This is a genomic window from uncultured Bacteroides sp., assembly GCF_910586915.1.
Classification (GTDB): Bacteria; Bacteroidota; Bacteroidia; order Bacteroidales; family Bacteroidaceae; genus Bacteroides.
Genome location: NZ_CAJULN010000036.1, coordinates 1 through 25,932 on the forward strand (window position 1 = coordinate 1; position 25,932 = coordinate 25,932).

Genomic DNA, 25,932 nt, shown 5'->3' on the forward strand with positions numbered 1-25,932 from the left:
AGTGGTATAGTAATGAATAAAAAAGAAGGTGCATCGTGCATTACGACACACCTCCATTTGCCATACGGCACATAGGGTTTTATAAAAAAAGCTATCCTATCGCCGCCAACGCCTTATCATAATCAGGCTCCTGCGTTATCTCCGGAACGAGTTCCGTATAAGCCACCTTCCCATCTTTGCCGATAACGACCACCGCACGAGCCAAAAGCCCCGCCAACGGGCCATCCGCCATACGTACCCCGTAACTCTCGTCAAAATCGGAGAAACGGAAATCAGACAGTGGCATCACCCGCTCTATACCCTCCGTCGTACAGAAACGTGCATGTGCAAACGGAAGGTCTTTCGAGATAGCTAACACAACCGTATCTTTCAGCCCCGCAGCTATCTTGTTAAACTTGCGTACCGACGCAGCACACACCCCCGTGTCCAAACTCGGGAAAATATTCAGAATCACATTCTTACCATTCAATTCTTTCAATGAGAAAGAAGACAAATCCGTTTTCACCAGCTCAAAATCCGGAGCCACCTTGCCTGTTTGTATAAATTCACCGATTAATTTCACCGGTTGTCCTTTAAAATTTGTTGTTGCCATCATGCATCTATCTTTAAAATTTACTTTATACAGAAAACAGCCATTACCCCGAAAATGTTCGCCGATTGGCCGCTTACTTTGGTATTTTGCTTATCTTTGCCGACAATTTACATATATCAACTAATTTAAAAGGAAGAAAATTATGGCAATGCATACATGGTTTGAATGTAAAATCCGTTACGAGAAAGTAATGGAAAACGGAATGCAAAAAAAAGTAACCGAACCTTATCTTGTTGACGCACTCAGCTTTACGGAAGCTGAAGCCCGAATCATCGAGGAAATGACTCCGTTTATTTCGGGCGAGTTCACCGTTTCAGACATCAAACGTGCCAATTACAGCGAACTTTTCCCCAGCGACGAAGAGAGTGCCGACCGTTGGTTCAAGTGCAAACTCATCTTCATCACCCTGGACGAAAAGAGCGGTGCGGAGAAAAAGACCTCCACACAAGTATTGGTACAGGCTGCCGACCTGCGCGACGCAGTGAAGAAGCTGGACGAAGGCATGAAAGGTACAATGGCCGATTATCAAATCGGCATGGTGGCGGAGACTGCGTTGATGGACGTATATCCCTACAGCGCCGAGCCGGACGACAAACCCGAGTTTGACCCGTCAAAAGCATAAGCGACAATGAGTATTGCTGACAATTTAAAGCAAGTGCTAACCGGGCTCCCTCAAGGAGTCCGGTTGGTTGCCGTCTCAAAATTCCATCCCAACGAAGCGATAGAAGAAGCATACCGGGCGGGACAGCGTATTTTCGGAGAGAGCAAGGTGCAGGAAATGACAGCTAAATACGAAAGTTTGCCCAAAGACATCGAATGGCATTTTATAGGCCACCTGCAAAGCAACAAAATCAAGTACATGATACCCTACGTAGCGATGATTCATGGAATTGATACTTATCGGTTATTAACAGAAGTCAACAAGCAGGCAGCCAAAGCAGGACGCACCGTCAACTGCCTGTTGCAGATACACGTGGCACAGGAAGAGACGAAATTCGGTTTCAGCCCCAAAAAGTGCCGGGAGATGCTCGGCGCAGGAGCATGGAAAGAACTGACTCACGTACACATCTGCGGGCTGATGGGAATGGCAAGCAATACCGACGATATCGAACAAATCGGGCGCGAATTCCGTTTACTTAATAGACTCTTTCATGAGTTTAGAGAAACTTGGTTCGCCGGCTCGGACGATTTTTGCGAGTTATCGATGGGAATGTCAGACGATTATCACGAAGCGATTGCCGCAGGAAGCACCCTGATACGAGTAGGAAGCAAGATTTTCGGAGAACGCAATTATTAACATCTAACCAATGATTAAGACCATGACCGATTTAAAAACTACTTTCGCAGGGCTATCTCTCAGAAATCCGATTATCATCAGCAGCTCGGGGCTGACCGACAGTGTCGGCAAAAACAAAAGACTGGCCGAAGAGGGCGCAGGAGCCATCGTACTGAAATCGCTGTTTGAAGAGCAGATTTTATTAGAGGCGGAGCAACTGAAAGATCCCGCCTTCTCTCCCGAAGGAAGCGACTATCTGGAGGAATACATCCGCGAACACAAGCTGTCCGAATACCTCACTCTGATTAAAGAGAGCAAGAAAGTATGCTCCATTCCCATCATCGCCAGCATCAACTGCCACACCGACTCCGAATGGATTGACTTTGCCGTGCAAATCGAAGAAGCCGGAGCCGATGCGCTGGAAATCAACATTCTTGCGTTGCAGTCGGATGTGCAATATACCTACGGCTCTTTCGAGCAACGTCACATCGACATACTCAGCCACATCAAAAAGAGAGTCCGCATTCCGGTAATAATGAAGTTAGGCGAAAATCTGACAAATCCCGTAGCGCTCATTGACCAGCTTTATGCCAATGGTGCGGCGGCAGTAGTTCTTTTCAACCGTTTCTACCAGCCGGACATTCACATCGAGAAATTAGAGCATACCTCGGGCGAAATATTCAGCAGTGCTGCCGACCTCGCTACCCCACTCCGGTGGATTGGAATCGCTTCGGCGGCAGTAGACAAGATAGACTATGCGGCTTCCGGCGGCGTTGCCGATGCGGAAGCGGTGGTGAAAGCAATTCTTGCCGGAGCATCGGCGGTGGAAGTTTGCAGTGCGGTCTATCAGCATACCAATGCATTTATCGGCGAGGCGACCCGGTTCCTTTCCGAATGGATGGCACGCAAAGGATTCGACAACATCGCCCAGTTCAAGGGCAAGCTGAATTGCAAAGATGTTCAAGGCCTCAATACGTTTGAACGTACCCAGTTCTTGAAATATTTCGGAAAAAAACAATAGGACATATGGCAAGGCGGTGTGTCATCACCCACCGCCTTAGTTATCTTCCACCTATATTCTTACGCTACATCAGGTTACTTGCCAGCTCACTCAACTCGCTTCGCTCGCCCTTCACCAAATTCACGTGTGCAAAAAGCGGTTGGTCCTTCATCCGGTCAATCATATACACCAGGCCATTGGACTGGCTATCCAGATAAGGCTGGTCAATCTGCTGGATATCTCCCGTAAACACCATCTTCGTCCCTTCGCCCGCACGCGTAATGATAGTCTTTATCTCATTCGGAGTGAGGTTCTGCGCTTCGTCAATGATGCAGTACATCTCGCTCAGGCTGCGTCCGCGAATAAACGCCAGCGCCTCAATCACCAACTGTTCACTCTTCTGCATATCCTCGATACGCTTCACCTCCGTCGAGTTAGAGGCAAACTGGCGTTTTATCACATTGAGGTTGTCAAACAACGGCTGCATATACGGAGCCACCTTCTCCTGCGCGTCGCCCGGCAGGAAGCCGATGTCCTTGTTGGAGAGAGCCACCACGGGACGCGCCAACAAAATCTGCTTGTAATCCGTCAGCTTGCCCAAAGCGGCTGCCAAAGCCAACAGCGTCTTACCCGTTCCCGCCTTTCCCGTCAGGGCAACCAGTTTCACGTTGGGGTCGTTCAGAATCTCAAAAGCAAAGCTCTGCTCGGCATTGCGCGGCTCTATCCCGTAGTTCTTGCCCTTCATCACGCGGCAAATGGAGTGCGTGAAAGGATTGTAGCGCGCCAGCACACTGTTGCGGTCGCTCTTCAGCACAAAACAGTCATTGGGATGAATCAAATCCCTGAAATCGAATTCAGAGAGGTCGATTCCCTCTTTGGAAGAGTAGATACGGTCAATCAGTGCAGGGTCTACCTGCTCGAAAACCTCATTGGACTTCTCGAACACGTCGGCATTCACCACCTTATCCGTGATGTAATCCTCGCAAAGCAGCCCGATGGAGCGCGCCTTCATACGCAGGTTCACATCCTTTGTCACCAGCACAGACTTCATGTCGGGATACTGGCCCGCTAAGTATTCGGTGGCCGCCAAAATAAAATGGTCGGGCTTCCTCACCGGAAAAGCCTCCCACACCTTGCCGACTTCCATTTTGCCTGTCACCACAAAAAGGCGTCCCAGCCCTTCGCCCAACTTCACTCCGGCGCTGAACAGCTCGTCGCTCGTCAGCATATCCAGTTCGCGCACAAACTCACGGGCATTGAAGTTTATCTGCTCGTTTCCTTTCTTAAACTTATCCAGCTCTTCGAGCACGACAAGAGGAAGATAGATGTCATTTTCCTGAAAATTCTTCAAACAATTGCAGTCGTGAAGAATAACATTGGTGTCTAACACAAAATTTTTCTTAGTTCCCATGATTTCTCGGATTTAAATGTTGATATTTGCACTCACAAACCGACAACCCTGCCAATTGAGGTTGGATTGACGGTTCTAAAGATAAACAATTAAATGGGTAAAAAGGATTGCCTGGAGTTAAAAATTACAAACTATGGATTATCAAAACACTTTAAAGTACTTATATGAGAGTGTACCTATGTTTCAAAAGATAGGGGGCGAAGCATATAAGCCGGGACTGGAAACAACACACAAACTGGACGAACATTTCGGGCATCCTCATCGGCAATTCAAAACGATACACGTTGCAGGTACAAACGGAAAGGGTTCCTGTTCGCACCTCATCGCTGCCGTGCTGCAATCTGCCGGCTACCGCGTAGGACTGTTCACTTCGCCGCACTTAATCGATTTCCGCGAACGCATCCGCATCAACGGCGAAATGGTACCCGAACAGTACGTGGTAGACTTCGTTGAAAACCACCGCGCCTTTTTCGAGCCGCTTCACCCCTCTTTCTTTGAACTGACCACCGCGATGGCGTTCCGTTACTTCGCCGACCAGAAGGTGGATGTGGCAATTATCGAGGTAGGTATGGGCGGACGGCTGGACTGCACCAATATCATCCATCCCGACTTATCCATCATCACTAACATCAGCATCGACCACATCCAATATTTAGGCGACACGCCGATGAAAATAGCCAAAGAGAAAGCAGGTATCATCAAACCAGGTGTGCCGGTAGTGGTGGGCTACGTAGAAGGAGCGGTGAAACGCCTGTTCACCATGACAGCCAAAGATAAAAAAGCCCCCCTCGAATATGCACGCCGGAAAGAACGCGAGCGCGACTGGCACCTGGAGCTACTTACCTACACGCGTTTGCAGGAGAAGAGAAACGAAATGGCCGAAATGCATCAGTTCTTCAACGATATGTTCGACATGGGAATGAAGATGTACAATGTCCCGCAAGATATGCAGACGCTCATCGAGAAGGAGAAACTCATGCGCAATATAACCCTCAGTTTACGTTCCATCGACACGATACTCGACAAAAGAAAAGACGGACTCGTGGTTATCAATGATATGTTCCCCCACGGACTTTTCACCGAACTGACCGGAGCCTACCAGTTTGAAAACATCTTCACGGTTCTGCAATCGCTGGAGACACTGAAAAAGTTGGGCTACAAAATCGAGCAGAAGAACTATGTAGAAGGCTTCGGCAACGTATGCCAGCTCACCGGACTGGCAGGACGCTGGCAGAAAGTGCACAGTTATCCGGATATTATCTGCGACACGGGCCACAACGTAGACGGAATCGAATACATCCGCATACAGCTCGATGCCATCCATGATAATCTCGGCCGGGAACTTCATATCGTATTCGGTGTGTCCAAAGACAAAGAGGTCGAAGAGATACTGGAAGTAATGCCCCAGAAGGCCACTTACTACTTCACCAAAGCAAGCGTGGAGCGTGCGTTGCCCGAAAAAGAGCTGATGAAGATGGCGCGCAAAAACGGCCTGAAAGGCAAGGCCTACCCCACGGTGCTGGAAGCGGTGCAGGCAGCCAAAGAAAAATGCCCCCCAAAAGACTTTATCTTCGTGGGAGGCAGCAATTTCATCGTCGCCGATTTGTTATCGAACCGCGATGCACTCAATCTCTACTAACGCATCCTTTGGCAGAGCTTTGACGGCCACCGCCGAGCGTGCCGGAAAGGCTCCGTCAAAATAGGTTGCATACACACCGTTCATCCCTGCGAAGAGCGACATATCTTGAAGGAACACAGTAGTTTTGACAATGTTTGCCATTGTCAATCCTGCTGTTTCAAGAATGTGCTTGATATTCTCCAACGACTGACGTGCCTGGTTTTCGATACCTTCCGCCATCTCGCCCGTAGCGGCGTCGATGGGCAACTGTCCCGACACAAATACCATTCCGTTAGCTTCTATCGCCTGGCTGTAAGGCCCGATGGCTCCGGGCGCCTTTTCACTGCAAATTACTTTTTTCATATTTACTTTTGTTTTTCTTTGTTATACCAATTTTCAAAGGTAGCAAAAAAAAGAGTGCCGCAAAACGAATCGTTCACAAAATTACTCCGTCGCACTCCATTATCACTTCCCACTTTTCCGGCTGCACCTTTCCGTCCGAACCGCGCGGCACTGTAGCAATGACCAAATCGCTATGCGAAGTCATGCATATCTTTATCACCTTCAGCAACACATCCGGCCGGACCCGGAAATTCATATACTTCAGTATACAGCGTATCAGACGCACGTACTGATATACATTCACACTTTTGCCCTGTCTCATTTTGTTCACTTTTCGAGAGGAAACATGAAGCTCGTGCTGTAGAAAAACATACGTGAAGAGTTTGTCCATATTCATCAGATATACTACCAAATCGGCCAAGAACCCATACGTTTCCTCTTTTTTCTTTCCCATGTCATTTTTTGTTAATAATTACTAATATTTAAATTCAAATTTGGTTTATCAATCACTTTCCACATCGGGAAGCAGGCCCAAATCCTGTCTGCCTATCTTTGCACCCGTTATCCGATGGTCGGGTGACAATAAACTCAAAATCTTTTTTTCAGATGAAAGCCTTAGAAGAAATCAAAGTATCGGTTTATCCGAACGTTTATTCCAAACAACCTAAAGTGATGTCTTTCCTCGAAATTATCTCCATGTGCATCCGCCCCGCCTATGCCGATGTCATCAACACCATCCGCCGCTATCACGCGGAGGGAGACCCAGCTGCCGCACAGAAGATGAAGAACCGGCTTCCCTGCTTCACCCCGGCGGGCACATTCGACGGCGCACACGCCATCAAGAACTTCCTCCGCCACAGCCACATCGTGGGGCTCGACTACGACCACGTGCCCAACCGCCTGGAGGTCATCCGGCGTTGCGCTGCCGATGCACACACCGTGGCTGCGCTCGAAAGTCCTACCGACGGCGTGAAAATCTTCGCCTACGTGAAAGGAATCGAAGGACGCCACCGCGAAGGCCAACTGTTAGTATCCCAATACTACAACCAACTGCTCGGACTGGAAAGCGACCCCGCCTGCAAGGACGAAAGCCGCCTGTGTTACCTCACCTATTCGCCCAACGGATACGTGGCAAGCCTTTACCAGCCCTTCGTGCTGGAAGCGACAGTGTCTCAGGCTCCGTTGCCCCAGGCGCCCACACCCGCTCCGAAGGAGATGCCCGTCCCGGAGAATGTGTCCGAAGAGGAGGTGAAAAAGTTTCTTTCGTCCTATATTTTCCTATACCCGCTCACCACCGGACAGCGCCACACCCACCTCTTCAAACTCGCCTGCGAAGCCTGCCGCCGGCACTACCCGCAGGAGAGCATCTTACGCGAGCTCACCGCCCTGCTCAAAGGCACGGACTTCCCCGCCAAAGAGCTGAAAAGCGTGCTCTCAGATGGCTACAAGCAGGTAAACGGAAAATATTACGCCGCTCCGTCCGTCCGCGAGGATGCCTGCCAAAAGGACAAAAAGACAAAAGGCACCTCTAATAGTACTGAAAACTCCGACGAAGCGGAAGAGGCTTACTGGCAAGGCGAAGAGCTGCGCAAAGGTACTCCTTTTTTTCTACAGGAGGTGTATAAAAATCTGCCTGATTTGCTCAACGACTGCATTATCGTAGACGGAAGCGGGCGCGAACAAGACATCTCTTTCCTCGCCATACTCACCACACTCAGTGCCGTACTGCCTCAAACGTTCGGTATCTACAACCACAAGAAGTACACTCCCCATCTCTTCGCCATCATCAATTCGCCTGCCGGTAGCGGAAAGAGCGTCGCGCAAGTGGGGCGCTATCTCTTGGAGGAGATACAGGAGCACATACTCGCCACCAGCAAACAGCAGCAGAAAAATTACCGGACGGAGCATACCCAATGGCTAATCGAATGCCAGCGCAACAAGAAACAAGGCAAGCCGAATCTCGAAGAGCCCGAGCAGCCGCCGTTCAAGACACTGTTCATTCCCGCTACCACCAGCTACACCCGTATGCAGATACAAATGTTGGACAACGGCGACTTGGGAAGTATCATCTTCGACACGGAGGCGCAGACGCTCTCCAACGCCAACCGCCTCGACTGCGGCAACTTTGACGATATGCTCCGCAAGGCTTTCGAACACGAGAACATCGACTCTTCTTACAAAATCAACGGTATCATTCCCATCACCATCCGTTACCCCCGGCTGGCGCTGTTTCTCACCGGCACGCCCGGACAGATAGAGATTTTGCTGAAGCAATCGGAAAGAGGGCTGCCCAGCCGCATCCTGATGTACACCTTCCGCGAGTCGCCCGTATGGAAGGAGATGGGCGACGACTGCATCTCGCTGGAGGAGCTTTTCCAGCCGCTCGCCCACCGCGTGGCGCTGCTGTATGAATTCTGCCTCAAGACTCCGGTACTGTTCCATTTCACCCGCCCGCAATGGGACCGCCTGAACAATATCTTCTCGCAGATGTTGTCCGAAGTGGCGCTGGAGCCCAACGACGACCTCCAGGCGGTGGTGAAGCGCTACGCTTTCATGGTGATGCGCATGAGCATGATTCAAACGCGCATCCGGCAGTTTGAGGCCAACGACCTATCGGCCCATATCTTCTGCACGGATGACGATTTCGAACGCTCGCTCCAAATCGTCCTCTGCTGTTACGAGCATAGCCGGCTGCTGCTTTCGTCCATGTCGTCGTCGGAGGTGCGCCCGCTTAAAAACCCCAACGAGATACGTAACTTCATCAACGAACTGGGAGAGGTCTTCACCACGGAAGAAGCCATCAGGGCCGGCGAAAAGCACCGCATCAACCAGCGCAAGGTGACAAGGGTGCTAAAGGCACTTACCGGAGTGATTATCAACAAGATATCCCACGGGGTATATGTCAAGATTAAAAAGGGGTAGGCCGGGGTGTCCTTTTGTCTTTTTGTCCTTTTGGGCGGTGTGCGGAGAAGCATCGGGAGGTTTGAAAAAAACCTCCCGGCGGTTGCAATCAAACATTGGGAGGTTTCGCTGCAAACATCCCGGTGTTTTTTTCTCTTTTTTTGTGCGCCGTTGTGCGTCAGTATGCATCACGCCGCTTCTGCCGTGCCGTACTTTTGTGGTGTAATCGATTACGGGACATTTCAGTATCAACCACTTAAAATTTTATTTCTTATGGCGCAAAATTATTCTCTCATGGCTCGCAAGAACCTGTTGAAACCCAACGAAGCTCCCAAGTTTTATGCAGTGGCGCGCAGCGGACGCAAGGTGACTGTCAAGGAGGTGTGCAGGCGTATCTCCGAACGTTCTTCCTATTCGCGGGGAGAACTGGAGGGGTGCATCGGCGAATTCCTGCTCGAAATCGTCAATGTGCTGAGCGAAGGCAACATCGCCCAAATGGGCGATTTGGGAAACTTCCGCATGAGTCTCAAAACCGGTACTCCCACCGCCACGGAAAAGGAGTTCAAGGCGTCGTGCATCGAGAAAGGGAAGGTGATTTTCTTCCCCGGCAGCGACCTCCGCAAACTGTGCAAGACGCTGGACTATACCTTGTACAAAGGTGACTCCAAGCCCGAACCGGACGGGGAAGAACCGCTTCCCGACGGCAACGGCGACGACGGCGAGACTCCGGACCCGGGAGTCTGACCCTCTCCTCCCCTGCCGTCTTCCCGGCGGCAGGGGAATGCAAAAGTATCGTATCCTATCTATTTATAACTAATCATCTATCCGACTTATGAAAAAAGAACTTTGGAAAAACATTCTCCAGTTTATCGTGACCATCGCAACGTCCATCATCTCCGCCATCAGTGCAACTTCTTGCATCGGACGATAAAATACCGGTCATCTGTATGGAAAACTCAGAAAACAGCTATCTCCCACGCGAGATTAAATTGTTGGTGATTCATTGCAGCGCAACGCGCTGCAATGTCTCCTTCGGCGTAGAGCAGCTCCGCCAATGTCATCTGCAACGGGGCTTCAAAGATATCGGCTATCACTTTTATATCACCCGCGACGGGCAAATCCACCATTGCCGTCCCATGATGGAGGCGGGTGCCCACGTAAAGGGATTCAACCGGCATAGTTTAGGAATCTGCTACGAAGGCGGACTGGACGAGGAAGGGCGTCCGGCAGATACGCGGACAAAGGCGCAACGCTTCGCGCTGCTCGACCTGCTGACGATTCTCAGACGGCAATATCCGGAAGCCAAAATCTTCGGACACAATCAGTTGAGTGCCTCCATCCATAAGGCGTGTCCTTGCTTCGACGCGCAGAAGGCTTATTCGGACTTATAAAACGATGAAGGCGGTGAGACCAGCACTCACCGCCTTCATCGTTTATCTCTTTCATATACAACCTGCCTGTTCTACCGTCATAAATCGCCCGGCTTCCCCAGATAATAGGTGATAAGCCTTACTTCCCTCACCGAAAAAGCCTTTGTCTTGGGATGAAAATCGGCAGCCGCTATTTCTTCCATCAACGGCTTGCACTTCCGCATCCAGCGCCGTAGCTTATTGACTGAAGCCCGAACGGTCAAATCGGGGAAATACATCTGCGCCAACTCTTGTTTATTATAACATTTCACCAAAAAATCAGAATGTTCCATTGTATCTTTTCGCTTGATTTACAGTTATAAAGATACAAAAAGCCAAAGAGATGTACAAGAAAAATTACCTTATTTTCATTCTTAAGAAAAAAGAAATTACATCAACTATCTTCACAGACCGTTGATGTACTGGGAAATTCACGCCGGATTTACCCTCCGGTATCAGGGTATAGACCGGAAATGTGCCTCTGCACGGGTTTCCGGTCTATCAAAATGTAGGAAATCATGTTTTTGCAAACATGAAGTTAGGGACCTACATTTCTTTTCATCTCAACATACAAACATTACTTTTATTAATATTATATTTATTGCTCTCTCTTGTATCATTTTATTCGCTTCATCCACCACATATTCAGGCCAATCCACAGGATGGTATCCAAAAGCAGCATCACCGTATTCTCTACATAAGGAATCAGCCAAATGTTCAGTCCGCTAAGCATACACGAAAGCAGCAGAATCATCAATAAGGCCTGGCGGACGGTAAAGCCCATCTTCAGGAAAAGGTGATGGATATGGGTCTTGTCGGGCGTAAAGGGATTTCTGCCGTTGTAGATACGCACGATGGCAACGCGCACCGCATCGAACACGGGAACAAGCAGCGTACTGAAAGCAATTACCAAAGGGCCGTGCTCCTTAGGAATGCCGTCAAGGTTCTGACTGTACTTGATGGCAAGGAAGCTCAGTATATAGCCCAAAGTCAAACTACCGGTATCGCCCATGAATATCTTTTTGGAACGCTCTACATTGCCAAAGACGTTGTAATAGAAGAAGGGTATCAGCACACCGAATGTACTGAAGGCTATCAGGCTGCAACTCCACATCTCGCGTTCGAGGAAGAGAAAGCCGAAAACAACCAGAGAGACGCAACTCAACCCGGAAGCGAGTCCGTCGATTCCGTCAATCAGGTTGATGGCGTTGGTGACCAAGACAACGACCGAAACTGTCAGAAGCCCGCCCCAAAACGGATGTATCAGCCCCAAACCGAACAATCCGTATAAATCGTTTATCCAAAGCCCGCTCAAAGGGAACAGGCAGGCACAAAAGACCTGGACGATGATTTTGCTGACATAGCGGACTCCCATCAAGTCGTCCGAGATGCCTGTGAGGAAGAGGAGTACCAGTCCGCACACGAAAAGAAGCAGTTCGGTCAGAATGCTCTCGTCGTGAAGGGTGGATACATAGTAACCGAGCAGGTTATAGATTGCAAGTACCCCGCAGCAGGTGAAAAGAATGGCAGGGAAGAAGGAGACACCGCCCAAACGGGGAATGGAACCTTTGTGTACCTTACGCTCTTCTTCAGAATCAAACAGTTTCTTGCTGTAAGAAATCAGCAGAATACGAGGGATGATAATCCGTGCAACAATGACGGATATCAGAAAGGCAATGCCCATCAGTAGATACTTCATGATTTTAGGACGTTATTGGGTTAATACTAAATTAATTATTATCCTATTTTATTAAAATAAGTATGCAGATTCATCGCAAACGGATGCAATGGCAACCGCTTGCAATTCAATGATTAGTCTGATTATTATAATGAAATGATTATTTTTTTCCGAAAAAATATAAAAAGGTATGCTGTCTTGTTTTCAAGCTAAACAAGACATATTGTATGATTAAAATTAATTTGGGGTGTGTTTATAAATAAACTGAGCCTGACTTTTACAAATGTTTTTCAAGAAAAGTTTTCAAGGGATTTAAATATTCATGTTCCAAGTCCCAATACTCCGTATTCAGGAAATCCCAATTGCCGCTCCTCACTTCATCAGCTTCGCGCTTACTCCTCTTGAAAGAAGTAATATAAGTATAAATTTTCGCTTTCAAATTGGGCATTTCATAACAATTTATGCAGTTTCATCTTATCTCTACCTCCCTTGCCAGCACATAGCTGAACTTCTCATAATCATAACGATAATTTTTTATTTCACCATCTTCGCTCCGGCGCAATGTAAAGATACAGACGTCCTGTCTACTTTCAGCACATTGTTGCGTCAATACTTTATTCAACGCATTCAATGAATCGATGCTATGGGTTGAAATAAACAACTGGACATCCAATTGCCTTGCCGACTTCAACAAAGCCAGCCATAAAGTTTCCATCGTCTTATAGTACAGTCCGTTATCCACTTCGTCTACAATCAATATACCGCCTTGCACGCGATACATAGCTGTAACAAGCGTAAACATTTTCCTCGTTCCATCGCCTAACACATTGATAGGAAGCAATTTATCATACCCTACATCTACCATCACCTTCTCGCCTACCACTACAATGTCCTTTATACGCGGCTCCACGTTGCGTAAAACTTCCAAAACACTGTCTTTCTTCTTGTCGGTAACAATTTGATTGAAGTACTTGATAAATTCGTTAAAATTATAGCGTGGCGCTACGAAAGCGGTAGACTTTCTAATGGGAGTTTTTTCCGAAGTATGAGAAGACAATTCATTTTTATTCGTCCGAATCAAAAGTTTAGAGATGTTTTTCTCTTCACCGTCCGTATATTCATAAAATAGGCCATAGCAATTATTCTGCATCGAATAGTCGCTATTTCCCACTTCCGAGATAGGCATTCTGTTTATTTCAGACTCAAAATAGCTTATTTGCAAGTTCCTCTTTCCACTATCCTTGAACGTTGCATCTATTGATATTTTCTTTTCAGCATTCAGTTCGTAAAAAAACAATCGTATATCATCCTTTTGCAAACCGTTATAGTTTCTATTGGCATTAAGCTCTACGGGTAATACAGGTCTTGAAGCACCCATCAGAATCATGATTGCCTCAAGAGCCGAAGACTTGCTCGAATTATTATTGCCCAATAAGACGTTTACAGATTTCGTCCCACTGAAGACCAGCTTCTTAATTCCTCGAAAACCTTCTATTCGTATGTCTGTTATCTTACACATATATGCTTATTTGCTGAAATCAAATACAAAAATAAACTTTTAAATTCAACAAATACGAATTTATTTCCTTTTTTTCGCAAATCATCGAGATTCTTCCATCTGAGTCATTCAAAAGTCGCATTCTTTCAATGAAGCAAGTATTTATAGACCCAATGACGCAAAAAATTGGGCATCACCCTCACTGGTATTCTTATCAATAAATTTTTCACCAGACAAAAAGAAGAAATAAATTTCATCCTCCGCATTTCCTGCTGAAACTTTATTTCCGAACATAAATATTTCATTCCTCCCCTTCTTTTAACCATTTCGGGGGAAGCACGAAAATAAAGCAGACTTTCAGGAATATTATAAAATGTACAATGATTCATCAACATACGTACCCACAAATAATAATCTTCAAACAACCAAAAATGTAAATAGCCGCCGGCATTCAACACTGCACGTTTTCTAAACATAACTACCGGGTGATTGACAGGAGATCTTTTCTCTGCATACTTAAATATTTCAGCATGAGACTCTGGTACTTTCCGAATGGAAACGATATCGGATACATCATTATAAAACTCTTCTATCCATGCACCACATACATCTATTTCCGGATGTTGCTGAAATACTTTCAACTGTTTTTCAAACCTATCAGGCTTGGATATATCGTCCGTATCCATGCGGGCGACCAAATCATAAGAACAATGCTTCAGACCTTCGTTCAGGGCTTTGCCTAAGCCTTGATTTTCAGACAAAGATACAATTTTCAATTCCGGATGTTTTACCGCATACTCTTCTATTAATTGATTCAATTCTGTTGTCAATGGTCCGTCTTTTACCAATACAATTTCCGAAGGCAAAGAAGTCTGCTGAAAAATACTTTCAAAACACTGGCGAAGAAAAACAGGCTGTTCTTTCGAATAAACAGATAGTAATACTGAAAAATTCATTATAAAAAAAGGTGTGTTCTACAATTATAAATTTGTATATGTTTGTCATACATACATTGTGGAGAATATTCCGCATCGAACTTTGATTTTATATTGCGTCCTAAATCCTTTTTTTCGTAAGATTCAAGTATTGCTTTGGCTAAATCATCTACCTGTGGTAATTCAAACATGATTGCTTCTTTTTCTGTAAAAGTCTCCTTGAACACTGGAATATTGGAGCAAACGACCTGTTTCCCATAGGCAGCAGCTTCCAACAACGATAAAGGAAACCCTTCACTCCTACTTGGCAGAACGTATATATCATAATAAGGTAAATACCGATAAGCTTCTTTTTTCGCTCCTGCTAAATATACCCTTTTTTTAAGGCCCAATTCTGCAATCATGTTTTCATAATGAAGTCTATCCGCTCCCTCACCTACTATAAACAATTTATAATGAGAAGGCAATAGAACCATAGATTGTAATAAAAGGTCAATACCCTTTCTATGCTGAAGAGAACAATTTGTTCCGATTAGAATACTCTTTTCTTTAAAACTTAAAATCTCCTCTGTTTCAATAACTGTAAGCACTGCATCTGAATCAAGGATACGGGAATTATATACATATTCTAATTTTGATAAACGAAACCATCTGTTATAATATGCCATCGCATCTTTGCTCAACGTTATTATCTTGTCATGCCGCAAGGCTGAGAAAAGAAATAAGGTTCCTCCAACCCACGATTTCAGCCTTCCATATTCAAACAAGAAATCATCAAATACGTAGTTATGAAAAGTTGTGATAAAAAATGTCTTTGTATGCCATTTTTTGTGCCGTAACACGTATAAATTAGGACGCAATCCATGCGTATGAACCACATCAAAATCATCAAAATGAATGCGAGTGGAAAAAGAAATTCGATGTACTTCACATGGAAAAGACAATGACACAAGATTATCAAAATAATAAACGTGACACTCATGCCCGTGCGAGGTCATCAACTTGGTTAAATCTAATACTACATTCACTGGTCCCGCTTGTAGTAAAGATGGTACGATATAAGCTATTTTCATTATTAAAAATTAGAGACAACAGATATGTAATTCATATAAAAAAGTACAGACAGAATTACTCCCACTCCCATAAATCCCATAAATCTGTATTTAGGAGAAAAAGCAAATATTAATGAGGGAATAATGAATATTTCAAAAGTTGCATAAATAGTAGATGCCCTGCCGGATAAAACTCCAAAAGGAGATAAAATAATCAACAAAACAGTGGAATAAAAATATCCATCTCTAACTACGGTGTAATGAGGAACGACCTTAGATAATCTTTCAGACAAAAATGTAAACAGTAATAAAAGCAAAGTTTGATAATATATCATTGGATTTGACACCCCCATCCCCATTGTATATGAAGAATTTTCACTGGTATAACTTGTTGCCACATTATACATCATACTGATTTCCTGCACTTTATTCATTATCAACGACGTACCTCCCATTATACAGACAAAAGCTCCTATTATGCCACATAATATAAACATCGGAGTTATTTTTATCTTATTCAACCAATAAAGAGGGAGTGCTATAACGGCACTCATATGCAACGACATCGCAATAACGATAGTAAATAAAAATTTCTTCAATTTTTTTTCATCTATATACCGCAAAGCCCAAACGACAACGGCAATTGCCAATGCTGCACGAATCTGCATCATATTTCGCGTCAGAATAAAACGGGAAATGTATACACATAAACCGATTAATGGGTATATACAGTAAGTGCGAAGGGAGGAAACCAGAAAATAAAAAGTCAATGCTGCTATTATTAAAAAGTATATGGTATAACTGGAAGTAAAGGTCTTGATCACTGAAGACAAAAAATAAAAACCTTTATCCGAATAGCCATTTCCCATGTCCGATATCGAATAATCGAACAAATCATTTGTATAATATTGGAATGATTGTGCATAAACCGATGTATCGTTCCACTGAAACGAACGTAATCCTGTACAAAAAATCAATGCTATACCGAATACCATCAGCAGAACATTCCGATATTTTTTGAAAGATTGGTCTATAAACCAGGCAAATATATAAAATAATACAAACAGAAAAGGCATACCCTATATTGAACTTAGATTGCCAAAAAGTCTCTCAATAATTGAACATACTTATCTACCGAATAATAAGAACTAAAGACTGTCTCATACTCGGATTTTATCAAACCACAGTCAACCCCGGAGGTCTCTATTCTTTTTATCTTCGTCAAGGCTTCTTCCTCACTTACAAAGGCAACAACATATTCCAAATCCTTAAATACTGTCCGGAAATCATCTATTACATCCGAATACACCGGAATGACTCCGGCGGCCATATATGAATTCATTTTGGTAGGAGTTGCCACATTGTTCACCGCAATATCATCACGAACGATGAAACCATATTTATAGCTTCCCAAAACTTGTTGCAATTCGGAACTGGGCACAAATTTGATTTCAGCCTTCACGCCGTATTTATGACACAAGGAATCTGCCTTCTCTTTTTCTCTGGTCAATATAGTCAAAGTGGCTTGTGGATATAGAGCGTAAATCTTTTTGAAAAGCAACAACGTTCTGTCAATACACTGCCAACGGGACAAAGAACCCGCATAGACAAAAGAAGGAATAGCGTATTTTTTCTCTGTAAACTGTCCTAAGTCAAGTTCCTGGTTAAAACAAGGCATGACGAAATAATTGCTTTTATCATATCCATATATCTGCCGGTAATGTCTCAACATGGCTTCCGACACAAAGATGTTGCCTTTCGCCTTCCGCAACGAAAAATATTCTAAAAATCGCCACAGATACTTTCTGGCATATTTGGACATATTGTCTTCAAACAGACACATGGCCTCTTCGGGCACAATACCTTGATACCAATTGATAATGTATTGTTTAGGATTATTCAGCCAAACCCTAAAAAAAGCCTTAGACTGAATGGTGATAACTTTATCTGTCGGTGAAATCTGTTTTAGCGAATCCACCCTTTCCACTTGCTCTCCTTCCTCTACCAAAGCTTTGCTTATGATGTCAATGTAGTATGATGTAGCTTCATTAAAATCACCTTTTTGCAAATAAAATTTATACATAACAAGCCTTTTTATCTATTATACAATAAATTTAATGAAGCAAATAGTCAACAATTCTACTACAAGCCAATCCATCCCCGTAAGGATTCACAGCCTGGCTCATCTTCTCATAATAAACCTTATCCTCCAATAATGAAGAGACTTCATTTACAATCTTGTCGTAATCCGTACCTACCAATTTCACTGTTCCGGCGTCCAAAGCCTCCGGACGTTCCGTTGTATCACGCATCACTAATACAGGTTTTCCCAAGCCCGGCGCCTCTTCCTGGATTCCACCACTGTCCGTCAATACAATGGATGCTTTCTCCATCAGGTAAACAAACGACAGGTATTCGAGCGGTTCGATGAAAAACATATTATCCAATACTGACAAATCATCGCCAAAAACCTCATGGATGGGCTTACGGACATTCGGATTCAAATGCATGGGATAGACAAAATCAACTTCCGGATACTTCTCCGACAAAGTTTTGATAGCCCGGCACATGGAGATAAAGCCGTCACCGAAATTCTCGCGGCGATGTCCTGTTATCAGCACTAATTTCTTTCCGTTCTCCAAACGAGTGACATCATATCCTACTGTTTTCAAGATTCCTCGCAATTCCTCATTCAACGAACAATCACGCTTAATCTTGTCCACTACCATATAAAGAGCGTCTATTACCGTATTGCCTGTCACTATGATACTCTCTTCCTTCACATCCTCCTGCAACAAATGTTGTTTACTCAAGGCAGTCGGTGCAAAATGGTAAGTAGCAATACGTCCCGTTATTTGACGGTTCATTTCCTCCGGCCAGGGGCTATAAATATTATAGGTACGAAGTCCGGCTTCTACGTGTCCCACAGGTATTTGCTGGTAAAAGGCCGCCAAAGCCGCAGCAGTGGAAGTGGTAGTATCACCGTGAACCAAAACAACATCGGGTTGTACAGTTTTCAATACATCACGCATTCCAACCAACACGCGGGCTGTAACATCGTACAAATCCTGCCCCTGTTTCATGATTGCCAAATCATAATCCGGAATAATGTCAAATATCTGCAATACTTGGTCAAGCATTTCGCGGTGCTGACCTGTGACGCAAACGATTGTTTCAAAATCAGAAGTGTTTTTTTGAAACTCCTTGACCAAAGGAGCCATTTTGATGGCTTCGGGACGGGTGCCGAAGACGAGCATTATTTTTTTCATTTTTCAATATTCAATATTTTGCTAAAATCAAATTGTCTTATATCCTTTAATCGGGAATTCAAATTCCAGTTTTTCAATTTCTCAACGATAAGTTCGGTATCCTCAAATTGGGACAATGAAATCACAGCAGCCTTAGAATCATACACAAACTCAGCCATACCTTTTGCTTTCTCACTATATGATAAAAATAAAGTAGGAATAGATTGAGTAACAGCATTTACCGCACAATGCATACGAGCTGCAATTACATAATCACATTGTCTGATATATTTTTTTAGTCCAATAAATCCAGGATCGTTATCTATTATCTCTATATCAGACTGATAAAATTGTTCTATATGATTACGAATAGTATTCATATACGTTAAGTCATTATCCAGTGGATTAGGACTAATAACATGAGGCAATAATACTATTCTGCACTTCATCTGTTTCATGAGACTAACTATTGCAGTTGATTGCCGTTGAATAGCCGTTTCAATATCCTTATACTCATATAATGCAGATAAAGGACTTAAATTGATACCAATTGTCAACTTATCCTCTTTTTTCTTGTCTACATAAAAATCAGGATCTTGAACAAAGAAAGCAGGGTCAGGAGCTAAAAAGACATTTTTTGTCAATCCGAGAGAATGTAAATAGTCAATTGTATTTTGCTCTCTGCTAACAATAGCATCTATCTTGGATAAATGAGAACGGAAGAAATTTAGGGCCGTTACATTTTTCTCAAATTTCCCTACCGAAGCTCCCCACAGAATATATTTGAGCCCCATATCTTGGCATTTTTCCAAATATAAAGGAAACGAAGAATCATATGAATTAGTGGGTGATAATGTATAAATATCGCCCCCAATAGAAAAGATTGTATCAAAATCCTTTATCCAATCAATTTTATCATAAGGCATCAAATAAGATATACCTATAATGGACAAACATTTTCTTACCATATTACGTAACGTCCAACGTTTTCTTTGAGGTCGAGCTATAATATTGACGTCACAACCAACTAATCGTCTCTTATCATCTTCAGCATTGTATGAAGCATAATAAACTTCTATCGTTGGTTCCACAGACTTCAAAATATTTACAGTACCTCTGACAATTGCTTCACAACCATAGTTGTAAACTCCACCAATTCCTATTAGCAATACCTTTCTCATTATAATTTATTTTAGTCTTACTCTACATTACATTAATCAAGTTTATAACTTACTCTACATTTTTTAATTCTCACGAACCACAATCTTTATACATTTTTTCACGATACGTTTTCCCAAAGAAAGCCCTTTACGAAAAACTCCAGGACGCATCTTTTTACAGATACTCTCTATCACCGCCGTTCCATCTCTATGAAACAATTTCCAAAATTCCTCCCGATATTTAGGCACAGCAGCGCTATATCTCATACTACGATTGCCACTCAAGGCCTCCATATATGAAGTTTCAAAACCATCAAGAAGTAACTTGGATTGAAAATCTTCTCCTTTGGAAGTATTTACAAGAAGTAAACTAACTCCCCGATCATCATCAAAATCCTTGTAATAACGCCCAATCCCCCAATAATCGGCAATTGTCAAGTCACTGCCGCTTTTGAAACATTTGCTCGGACAGGCATGACAACTGGGACGTAAATACAAATCGTGCAAGAATCCTTGCAGGAAAATATTTTGGGTTAATACATCAGAGAGAAAAACTGTATTTTTGTCTCCACTTCCTTCGGTCGTGGAGAGAGTGAGAGAAAAACTGAATTTTTTCCATCCTAATCGTTTGTCTCTGAAAGAGATACCTTTTATCAAAGATTTCTTTTCGACGGTAGAGTGAGAAAAAACTGAATTTTTTTCGCACTGACGTGCGATTGTTTCCTCCAAATAAGTGCGCCACACCTTAGGACTCGGAACACCGTGACAAATCAAATCAACAGTCAGCAAATTATCATATTCTTTCCTCAAAAACAGACGCAAACCGGCAATCTGACAGGGAGTACCCGAAAACAATACCTTACGCCCTTCCTTCAAAAAAGACTCTGCCTTTTGAAAACAAGTGCCGACGTTACTTTGTACATACTTAGAACCACGGAAAGCGACCAAATTCTTTTTATTGTCCACATAATCGTGAACTACGTCCCAATTCTCGTCAAATCGCACGCCAAACACGATACCGCCTTCATCCAAGACCTGTTCTGCCAGCGCCGTAAATACCCCGCCGGAAGAACTGGACATACGTACCTCTTCATCAGGATTCTTCGCTGCATAGACCTTCAAAGGTTGCCGTGCTTCACCTTGACAAAGAACCGGACATACGCGCTCACACAAACCGCAATCTATACAAAGAGACTGGTCGACAAAAGGATAAAGAAAACCTTCTTCATCTTCACGCATCGTAATACAATGCTTCGGACAACGCTGCACGCAAGCGTGACAACCACAACAAGCAGACTTATCTACAATATGAATCATTGTTTATTTGTAATGTTTTTCATCAAAAGAGCAACCTTTTCAGCTACGAATCTCTTTTCATTAACGGTCAATCCCACCATATAAGAGAACAATATCATCACCAGGACACTTACAAGACTGATAAGAATCCCCGACAACAAAGTGTCTGGCAATATACAGAATAACACAAATGGCAAAGGAACCGCAAGCAAAGACACCCATAGGCACCGTAACAAAACCTCACTGAAATAACTGCGCAAGGATAAACATATCATGGGTCGGATGATATACAAACGGACAATAAAAGCACAAATGCAAATACACAAATGAACCAGAAATACGCTCCAGGGTGCCGCTCCTAATTTCAGCACGATATATGATACCGGCACTATCGCCAATAATATACCACCTACCACAGACTGATAAAAACGAATACGTCCGGTAGACTGAGCAGCCACCATAAAAGCACCTGCCATCGCATCTATCACAGTAATACAAAGCATCAACCGAACAAATGTTACTGTATAATCAGGCACAACCCCCAACCACAATTCCAATATCATGTCAGCTTGAATAAATATAGGGAAAGAGAGGGTGGCAAGCAACAGGAATGTAAACTTTGAACTGCGAAAAATAAGGCTATGCATATAAGCAAAATCCCCTTTAGCATAAGACTTGGTTATCTGAGGATTCAAAGCTGTTTGAAAATTAGACGAGAACTGAGTCACAACACCTTGAACCTGAACTGCTATTCCACGCGCCGCATTAACAACCGGACCGAAAAAAACATTCAACAGAATATTCAACCCTTGTGTAAAAAGAACAGCAGCCAATCCACCCCAAAGATTCCACCCTGCAAAACCTAACATCTCTTTAAACATCCTGCCGTCCCATCCCCACTTATAATGGGTTTCCTCGAAATATCGTCCACAATAACAACTATAAACGATTCGAACCAAGAGTTGCATACCGCAAAGAAGAGCTGCATAGAGGATAAGTTTATCTGATTGAGTGAAATACAAGAAATAAACAATCAGCAATTTCAACAACACTTCCATCACAGATATGTAAGCAAAAGCCGACATCTTCTCATGAGCTATGATAGCCGCATTGTAAGGAACACTTATTACCATTATCATCATGGTGATAACCGAAAACTGATAAACCCAAAATGCTGCATCCAACCTCTCTAAAGGAATTACCATTTTTTCTTTCAAGAACCAAAGACCTATGGTTTCACCTAATATCAAAATTAACAAAGCTATCAGCCAATGAATATTCACACTCGTCTGAAAAACCTTCCGCGACTGTAATATTTCACCTTTTCCTAAAGCATATGTCATGTAACGTTGAGTAGAAGAAGACATCGCACTATTCAAAAAAGAAAACATGGTGATGATTCCACCGACTACGCTGTATATGCCAAAATCCTCTATACCCAATACATTCAATACAACACGGCTTGTATAAAGAGACACCGCCATCGTAAAAAACATACGGATATATAACAAAAGAGTATTCTTTGCTATACGCTGATTATTTGCAGATATTTCAGACATATGAGGTAGCTTGCCTGTCAATAAGATGACAGCAAGAATAAAAAAAGACAACTGATAAGTCTAACCAACTTACCCTATCACGATAAAATATATAGTTTTGCTAAAATGATTCTAAGATAAACGGGAATAATAACATTCAAAAGACATGGGTAATTCCACAGATAATCCTTCCAACGCTTCATTGATGCGCTGAACATGACGGTCACATACCTCAAATTCACGTTGCAAACGTTCTGCTATTTCCTGTCTCTTATCCGTCATACCAATAGTACTCCCTTTTTCAATGCTTCATAAACCACCGACGACTCTTCATAATCGCCTACTACATCTATCTTTTGGTCACCTAAATATTGTTTTAATCGGGCAATCATTCGAATACGTTCCAGTACTCCCCGTTTGGCAGTTGTTGTGCGAACAAGCAAATCGATATCACCGCCCCGTTTAGTATCATCTAACCGGGAACCGAACAAATAAACCCTGACACCTTCACCGTATATTTCACGGGCTACTTTGCGGATGATTTCTATTTCTTTTGTTTGTAATCGCATAAATACCACTTTATCCGTTATTCCTCTACAATATACCTCTCTATATTCCGGGTATCCTTACTGAAATTCACTCCTACCTTTACAAGACGTTTGCCATCCAGCGTATAAGGTATCAGATATCCTTTTTCATCAATCTGTTTCAGGGCTTCCTCGGCGCTGCCATTCAACTTGAACTCAAATGCATAGACAGCATCGTGTGTTTTTACCACAGCATCCGCACGACCACGGGCGCTGCGAACTTCCGTTGACACAAACTGGCCCAACAAAGCAAACACAACATAGAAAATGGCTTGGTAATGACGTTCCGTATTGTCACTCAGTTCGTAGGGAATGCCCGCAAAGAATATTGCCAAGCGTTCCATGAAAGCATCCACCTCGCCATTACGAAGCTCACGCATAAACTTGGCAATGTGGAAAGCCGTCTCGTCGCTCGATACTTCCGTATAATAAGGAAGCAGAAAATTGAGAAAGCCATAACGCACTTCATCATTTGGGAAGCCCAATGTATAGAGAAAGACCTCCTTGTCATATCCCTTGATGGTGAGATAACCGCTCTGATAAATCATGGGAAGCGGATTACGGATTTCGGCACGATACTCCGAAAAGGCGGAAGCATCCACCTCCATACCGTTCACCAACAGGCGAAGGTCATAATCGCTCTGTTTCAACAAATCGACCAAATAGGTGGGAGTACCCGTCTGAAACCAATAATTACCGAATTTGCAACTGTCGAATACATTCAGCAGGCTGAACGGATTGAACACTCCTTCCGCCGTCTCTTCAAAATGATAGCCATCGTACAAAAAGGTCAAGCGAGCGACTATCTCATCGAAAGGCTGTTCGTATTTCGTGCTCAAAGCTGTTATTTCGGGAGTAAACGTCTGTATGAGTTCGTCTTTAGTTATTCCGCAAAGAGTGGCGTACGCCGGCTTCATGCTAATATCGTTCAATTGATTCAAATCGCTGAATACGCTGACTTGGGCAAATTTCGTTACACCTGTCAGAAAGACGAAACGCAAATAACGGTCGGAACTTTTAAGTACACCATAAAAGGCTTTCAGGGTGCGGCGGTATTCTGACAATAAAGACTCGTCCAAAAGGGCTTGAAGTAAAGGTTTGTCGTATTCGTCAATCAAAATGACTACCTGTTTGCCTGTCTGCATATAGGCTTGTTCTATCAGGTAGGTAAAACGTTCTTCCGGACTACGGTCTTGCTTTTCGGTACCAAACTTTGCTTCCCACTGTTCCAAATATTGGTTGAGCATGGCAGTCAAGTCTCCTATTGTCTCATATTTTCGAGCGTTCAAGTCCAAATGAAACACCGGATATTCCTTCCATTCAGTCTCCAGTTTTTCAATGGCAAGACCCTGAAACAAATCCTTACGTCCCAGAAAATAGGCTTCGAAAGTGGAAAGAAGAAGGCTCTTACCGAAACGGCGGGGACGGCTCAGGAAATAAGGTTTACCTGTATTGGCTATTTGATAAACCATAGCCGTCTTATCTACGTAGATATAATTATGCTTACGTATTTCTTCAAAAGTCTGTATACCAATCGGCAATTTACGCACCTGTTCCATTTCAGCCCTGTTTTAAGATATATGCAAATATACTGTTTTTATTCCAGCCGCAAACGGTATCATGCATTTATTCTGCTTTTTCCTTCAAACGATGCAGCAAATCCTTGCCTAACAGCAACCAGCCGATTGTTGCAAAAACCGACAAGAACATAAACAATAACACATACATTTTGGTACCCATACCCGAAGGGCGCAAAGGAACAACAGCAGGCTCCACCACCGCAAAAACCGGTTTTTCCTCCTGAACCTTAGCTCTCGCCACCTGCAACTGGTTGGCTACCTGGCTATATACCTGATAGGCAAGGCTCATGTCATTTTGCAGACGCTCCTGCTCGGCACGGACACTTTGAAGTATTAAGTTATCGTGCGTATCCACATAACAGGCGTATTTCTTCTGGGCAGCATAGTATTCATGCTGACGGTCTTTATAAAGTTTCTCCAAATAAGCACAGTCCTCCTCCGCTTTCGATATACGATAGCCGATGATGCTCTTCTGCAATTTCTGAACCACTGAATCCGCCACAACGGCAGCAACAAGCGGATTTTGAAGAGTGACGGAAACGGAAGTGATGCCCGTCTTTTTATCAATCATAGCAAGAATGTCCCTGCGCAGGGATTCAATCTTCCCGCTTTCCTCTTTTGTCAGTTCTATAATACCCTTTCCATTGTCCTGCCGCGAAGAGATAGATTCGTCAGCAAACAAAGACTTCACACCACCAATCACCATACCGGGAAAGCCAGTCACATAACTCCACCAGGGAGAGGACTGCCCATCAAGGTAGTTAGCCAAAGTAATGGTATCTTTTCTATCTGCCGACATCGGCACATTCAT

Annotated in this window: 27 protein-coding genes; 8 read left to right on the forward strand and 19 right to left on the reverse strand. The window is 43.8% G+C overall.

The window, feature by feature from the left end:
• Nucleotides 1-91 precede the first annotated feature (91 nt).
• Nucleotides 92-592 (reverse strand): thiol peroxidase, encoded by a 501-nt coding sequence (gene tpx / locus QZ331_RS11285; RefSeq protein WP_294630328.1) that lies wholly within the window; start codon nucleotides 590-592, stop codon nucleotides 92-94.
• 142 nt (nucleotides 593-734) lie between these two features.
• Between tpx and QZ331_RS11290 the strand changes: the two genes are divergently transcribed.
• The 3 genes from QZ331_RS11290 to QZ331_RS11300 are packed head-to-tail and all read left to right on the forward strand — an operon-like array spanning nucleotide 735 to nucleotide 2,889.
• A complete protein-coding gene (locus QZ331_RS11290; protein ID WP_294630279.1) occupies nucleotides 735-1,214 on the forward strand; it encodes a DUF4494 domain-containing protein in 480 nt (159 codons plus the stop codon).
• A 6-nt stretch (nucleotides 1,215-1,220) separates the two neighbouring features.
• The gene (locus QZ331_RS11295) at nucleotides 1,221-1,889 is read left to right on the forward strand and encodes a YggS family pyridoxal phosphate-dependent enzyme (RefSeq protein WP_294630281.1); all 669 of its coding nucleotides are present in this window, start codon (nucleotides 1,221-1,223) and stop codon (nucleotides 1,887-1,889) included.
• Nucleotides 1,890-1,911: 22 nt separating this feature from the next.
• On the forward strand, nucleotides 1,912-2,889 hold the full coding sequence (locus tag QZ331_RS11300; RefSeq protein WP_294630283.1) for a dihydroorotate dehydrogenase-like protein: 978 nt from the start codon (nucleotides 1,912-1,914) through the stop codon (nucleotides 2,887-2,889).
• Nucleotides 2,890-2,953: 64 nt separating this feature from the next.
• Here QZ331_RS11300 and QZ331_RS11305 read toward each other — a convergent pair whose 3' ends face one another.
• Nucleotides 2,954-4,279 carry a PhoH family protein gene (locus QZ331_RS11305; RefSeq protein WP_294630285.1) on the reverse strand — a complete coding sequence of 442 codons (1,326 nt, stop codon included), beginning with the start codon at nucleotides 4,277-4,279 and terminating at the stop codon, nucleotides 2,954-2,956.
• Nucleotides 4,280-4,412: 133 nt separating this feature from the next.
• On the opposite strand from QZ331_RS11305, the gene QZ331_RS11310 reads away from it, so the two are divergent.
• Entirely contained in the window at nucleotides 4,413-5,918 is a 1,506-nt protein-coding gene (locus QZ331_RS11310) for a Mur ligase family protein (protein WP_294630287.1), read from the forward strand.
• On the opposite strand, the gene QZ331_RS11315 is transcribed toward QZ331_RS11310, so the two are convergent.
• Together QZ331_RS11315 and QZ331_RS11320 are read right to left on the reverse strand one after the other, a co-directional pair.
• Nucleotides 5,886-6,260, reverse strand: a complete 375-nt coding sequence (locus QZ331_RS11315) for a RidA family protein (protein WP_294630288.1) — start codon at nucleotides 6,258-6,260, stop codon at nucleotides 5,886-5,888. The two genes, QZ331_RS11310 and QZ331_RS11315, sit on opposite strands and share 33 nt — an antisense overlap.
• A gap of 73 nt (nucleotides 6,261-6,333) precedes the next feature.
• On the reverse strand, nucleotides 6,334-6,693 hold the full coding sequence (locus QZ331_RS11320; protein ID WP_294630290.1) for a hypothetical protein: 360 nt from the start codon (nucleotides 6,691-6,693) through the stop codon (nucleotides 6,334-6,336).
• A gap of 152 nt (nucleotides 6,694-6,845) precedes the next feature.
• Between QZ331_RS11320 and QZ331_RS11325 the strand changes: the two genes are divergently transcribed.
• The 4 genes from QZ331_RS11325 to QZ331_RS11340 all read left to right on the forward strand — a co-directional run bounded on the left by QZ331_RS11325 (nucleotide 6,846) and on the right by QZ331_RS11340 (nucleotide 10,531).
• Nucleotides 6,846-9,161, forward strand: a complete 2,316-nt coding sequence (locus tag QZ331_RS11325; protein ID WP_294630292.1) for a DUF3987 domain-containing protein — start codon at nucleotides 6,846-6,848, stop codon at nucleotides 9,159-9,161.
• 252 nt (nucleotides 9,162-9,413) lie between these two features.
• On the forward strand, nucleotides 9,414-9,884 hold the full coding sequence (locus tag QZ331_RS11330) for an HU family DNA-binding protein (protein ID WP_294630294.1): 471 nt from the start codon (nucleotides 9,414-9,416) through the stop codon (nucleotides 9,882-9,884).
• Nucleotides 9,885-9,972: 88 nt separating this feature from the next.
• Entirely contained in the window at nucleotides 9,973-10,071 is a 99-nt protein-coding gene (locus QZ331_RS11335; RefSeq protein WP_294630296.1) for a smalltalk protein, read from the forward strand.
• A gap of 16 nt (nucleotides 10,072-10,087) precedes the next feature.
• On the forward strand, nucleotides 10,088-10,531 hold the full coding sequence (locus tag QZ331_RS11340) for an N-acetylmuramoyl-L-alanine amidase (protein ID WP_294630298.1): 444 nt from the start codon (nucleotides 10,088-10,090) through the stop codon (nucleotides 10,529-10,531).
• 77 nt (nucleotides 10,532-10,608) lie between these two features.
• Here the strand turns inward: QZ331_RS11340 and QZ331_RS11345 are convergent, their stop codons facing one another.
• From QZ331_RS11345 to QZ331_RS11415, 15 genes are all read right to left on the reverse strand, one after another.
• The gene (locus QZ331_RS11345; RefSeq protein ID WP_294630300.1) at nucleotides 10,609-10,842 is read right to left on the reverse strand and encodes a DUF4248 domain-containing protein; all 234 of its coding nucleotides are present in this window, start codon (nucleotides 10,840-10,842) and stop codon (nucleotides 10,609-10,611) included.
• A gap of 323 nt (nucleotides 10,843-11,165) precedes the next feature.
• Nucleotides 11,166-12,248 (reverse strand): MraY family glycosyltransferase, encoded by a 1,083-nt coding sequence (locus QZ331_RS11350; protein WP_294630302.1) that lies wholly within the window; start codon nucleotides 12,246-12,248, stop codon nucleotides 11,166-11,168.
• A 448-nt stretch (nucleotides 12,249-12,696) separates the two neighbouring features.
• Nucleotides 12,697-13,746: an ATP-binding protein gene (locus tag QZ331_RS11355; RefSeq protein ID WP_294630304.1), complete on the reverse strand. Its 1,050-nt coding sequence runs from the start codon at nucleotides 13,744-13,746 to the stop codon at nucleotides 12,697-12,699.
• A 125-nt stretch (nucleotides 13,747-13,871) separates the two neighbouring features.
• Complete coding sequence (locus QZ331_RS11360) at nucleotides 13,872-14,681, reverse strand: glycosyltransferase (RefSeq protein ID WP_294630305.1); 810 nt, start codon at nucleotides 14,679-14,681, stop codon at nucleotides 13,872-13,874.
• The gene (locus tag QZ331_RS11365) at nucleotides 14,681-15,733 is read right to left on the reverse strand and encodes a glycosyltransferase family 4 protein (RefSeq protein WP_294630307.1); all 1,053 of its coding nucleotides are present in this window, start codon (nucleotides 15,731-15,733) and stop codon (nucleotides 14,681-14,683) included. Before QZ331_RS11365 ends, QZ331_RS11360 begins: the two co-directional genes overlap by 1 nt.
• A 2-nt stretch (nucleotides 15,734-15,735) precedes the next feature.
• The gene (locus QZ331_RS11370) at nucleotides 15,736-16,788 is read right to left on the reverse strand and encodes an EpsG family protein (RefSeq protein WP_365976252.1); all 1,053 of its coding nucleotides are present in this window, start codon (nucleotides 16,786-16,788) and stop codon (nucleotides 15,736-15,738) included.
• A 14-nt stretch (nucleotides 16,789-16,802) separates the two neighbouring features.
• Entirely contained in the window at nucleotides 16,803-17,795 is a 993-nt protein-coding gene (locus QZ331_RS11375) for a hypothetical protein (RefSeq protein ID WP_294630311.1), read from the reverse strand.
• A gap of 31 nt (nucleotides 17,796-17,826) precedes the next feature.
• On the reverse strand, nucleotides 17,827-18,981 hold the full coding sequence (wecB, locus tag QZ331_RS11380; protein WP_294630313.1) for a UDP-N-acetylglucosamine 2-epimerase (non-hydrolyzing): 1,155 nt from the start codon (nucleotides 18,979-18,981) through the stop codon (nucleotides 17,827-17,829).
• Nucleotides 18,978-20,141 (reverse strand): polysaccharide pyruvyl transferase family protein, encoded by a 1,164-nt coding sequence (locus QZ331_RS11385; RefSeq protein ID WP_294630315.1) that lies wholly within the window; start codon nucleotides 20,139-20,141, stop codon nucleotides 18,978-18,980. The genes wecB and QZ331_RS11385 overlap by 4 nt, the downstream gene beginning before the upstream one ends.
• A gap of 63 nt (nucleotides 20,142-20,204) precedes the next feature.
• Entirely contained in the window at nucleotides 20,205-21,437 is a 1,233-nt protein-coding gene (locus tag QZ331_RS11390; protein WP_294630316.1) for a Coenzyme F420 hydrogenase/dehydrogenase, beta subunit C-terminal domain, read from the reverse strand.
• Nucleotides 21,434-22,975 carry a lipopolysaccharide biosynthesis protein gene (locus QZ331_RS11395; protein ID WP_294630318.1) on the reverse strand — a complete coding sequence of 514 codons (1,542 nt, stop codon included), beginning with the start codon at nucleotides 22,973-22,975 and terminating at the stop codon, nucleotides 21,434-21,436. The genes QZ331_RS11390 and QZ331_RS11395 overlap by 4 nt, the downstream gene beginning before the upstream one ends.
• Before the next feature lie 111 nt (nucleotides 22,976-23,086).
• Complete coding sequence (locus QZ331_RS11400; protein WP_294630320.1) at nucleotides 23,087-23,236, reverse strand: hypothetical protein; 150 nt, start codon at nucleotides 23,234-23,236, stop codon at nucleotides 23,087-23,089.
• The gene (locus QZ331_RS11405; RefSeq protein WP_294630322.1) at nucleotides 23,233-23,523 is read right to left on the reverse strand and encodes a nucleotidyltransferase domain-containing protein; all 291 of its coding nucleotides are present in this window, start codon (nucleotides 23,521-23,523) and stop codon (nucleotides 23,233-23,235) included. The genes QZ331_RS11400 and QZ331_RS11405 overlap by 4 nt, the downstream gene beginning before the upstream one ends.
• A 17-nt stretch (nucleotides 23,524-23,540) precedes the next feature.
• Nucleotides 23,541-25,100 (reverse strand): ATP-binding protein, encoded by a 1,560-nt coding sequence (locus tag QZ331_RS11410; RefSeq protein WP_294630324.1) that lies wholly within the window; start codon nucleotides 25,098-25,100, stop codon nucleotides 23,541-23,543.
• Between the two features lie 67 nt (nucleotides 25,101-25,167).
• The coding region (locus tag QZ331_RS11415; RefSeq protein ID WP_294630326.1) for a chain-length determining protein at nucleotides 25,168-25,932 on the reverse strand (765 nt) is incomplete at its 5' end.

Excerpts from the sequence above, each read along its gene's own strand:
- tpx (WP_294630328.1), bottom strand. The coding sequence starts at position 592 with ATGGCAACAACAAATTTTAAAGGACAACCGGTGAAATTAATCGGTGAA.
- QZ331_RS11290 (WP_294630279.1), top strand. The coding sequence starts at position 735 with ATGGCAATGCATACATGGTTTGAATGTAAAATCCGTTACGAGAAAGTA.
- QZ331_RS11295 (WP_294630281.1), top strand. The coding sequence starts at position 1,221 with ATGAGTATTGCTGACAATTTAAAGCAAGTGCTAACCGGGCTCCCTCAA.
- QZ331_RS11300 (WP_294630283.1), top strand. The coding sequence starts at position 1,912 with ATGACCGATTTAAAAACTACTTTCGCAGGGCTATCTCTCAGAAATCCG.
- QZ331_RS11305 (WP_294630285.1), bottom strand. The coding sequence starts at position 4,279 with ATGGGAACTAAGAAAAATTTTGTGTTAGACACCAATGTTATTCTTCAC.
- QZ331_RS11310 (WP_294630287.1), top strand. The coding sequence starts at position 4,413 with ATGGATTATCAAAACACTTTAAAGTACTTATATGAGAGTGTACCTATG.
- QZ331_RS11315 (WP_294630288.1), bottom strand. The coding sequence starts at position 6,260 with ATGAAAAAAGTAATTTGCAGTGAAAAGGCGCCCGGAGCCATCGGGCCT.
- QZ331_RS11320 (WP_294630290.1), bottom strand. The coding sequence starts at position 6,693 with ATGGGAAAGAAAAAAGAGGAAACGTATGGGTTCTTGGCCGATTTGGTA.
- QZ331_RS11325 (WP_294630292.1), top strand. The coding sequence starts at position 6,846 with ATGAAAGCCTTAGAAGAAATCAAAGTATCGGTTTATCCGAACGTTTAT.
- QZ331_RS11330 (WP_294630294.1), top strand. The coding sequence starts at position 9,414 with ATGGCGCAAAATTATTCTCTCATGGCTCGCAAGAACCTGTTGAAACCC.
- QZ331_RS11335 (WP_294630296.1), top strand. The coding sequence starts at position 9,973 with ATGAAAAAAGAACTTTGGAAAAACATTCTCCAGTTTATCGTGACCATC.
- QZ331_RS11340 (WP_294630298.1), top strand. The coding sequence starts at position 10,088 with ATGGAAAACTCAGAAAACAGCTATCTCCCACGCGAGATTAAATTGTTG.
- QZ331_RS11345 (WP_294630300.1), bottom strand. The coding sequence starts at position 10,842 with ATGGAACATTCTGATTTTTTGGTGAAATGTTATAATAAACAAGAGTTG.
- QZ331_RS11350 (WP_294630302.1), bottom strand. The coding sequence starts at position 12,248 with ATGAAGTATCTACTGATGGGCATTGCCTTTCTGATATCCGTCATTGTT.
- QZ331_RS11355 (WP_294630304.1), bottom strand. The coding sequence starts at position 13,746 with ATGTGTAAGATAACAGACATACGAATAGAAGGTTTTCGAGGAATTAAG.
- QZ331_RS11360 (WP_294630305.1), bottom strand. The coding sequence starts at position 14,681 with ATGAATTTTTCAGTATTACTATCTGTTTATTCGAAAGAACAGCCTGTT.
- QZ331_RS11365 (WP_294630307.1), bottom strand. The coding sequence starts at position 15,733 with ATGAAAATAGCTTATATCGTACCATCTTTACTACAAGCGGGACCAGTG.
- QZ331_RS11370 (WP_365976252.1), bottom strand. The coding sequence starts at position 16,788 with ATGCCTTTTCTGTTTGTATTATTTTATATATTTGCCTGGTTTATAGAC.
- QZ331_RS11375 (WP_294630311.1), bottom strand. The coding sequence starts at position 17,795 with ATGTATAAATTTTATTTGCAAAAAGGTGATTTTAATGAAGCTACATCA.
- wecB (WP_294630313.1), bottom strand. The coding sequence starts at position 18,981 with ATGAAAAAAATAATGCTCGTCTTCGGCACCCGTCCCGAAGCCATCAAA.
- QZ331_RS11385 (WP_294630315.1), bottom strand. The coding sequence starts at position 20,141 with ATGAGAAAGGTATTGCTAATAGGAATTGGTGGAGTTTACAACTATGGT.
- QZ331_RS11390 (WP_294630316.1), bottom strand. The coding sequence starts at position 21,437 with ATGATTCATATTGTAGATAAGTCTGCTTGTTGTGGTTGTCACGCTTGC.
- QZ331_RS11395 (WP_294630318.1), bottom strand. The coding sequence starts at position 22,975 with ATGTCTGAAATATCTGCAAATAATCAGCGTATAGCAAAGAATACTCTT.
- QZ331_RS11400 (WP_294630320.1), bottom strand. The coding sequence starts at position 23,236 with ATGACGGATAAGAGACAGGAAATAGCAGAACGTTTGCAACGTGAATTT.
- QZ331_RS11405 (WP_294630322.1), bottom strand. The coding sequence starts at position 23,523 with ATGCGATTACAAACAAAAGAAATAGAAATCATCCGCAAAGTAGCCCGT.
- QZ331_RS11410 (WP_294630324.1), bottom strand. The coding sequence starts at position 25,100 with ATGGAACAGGTGCGTAAATTGCCGATTGGTATACAGACTTTTGAAGAA.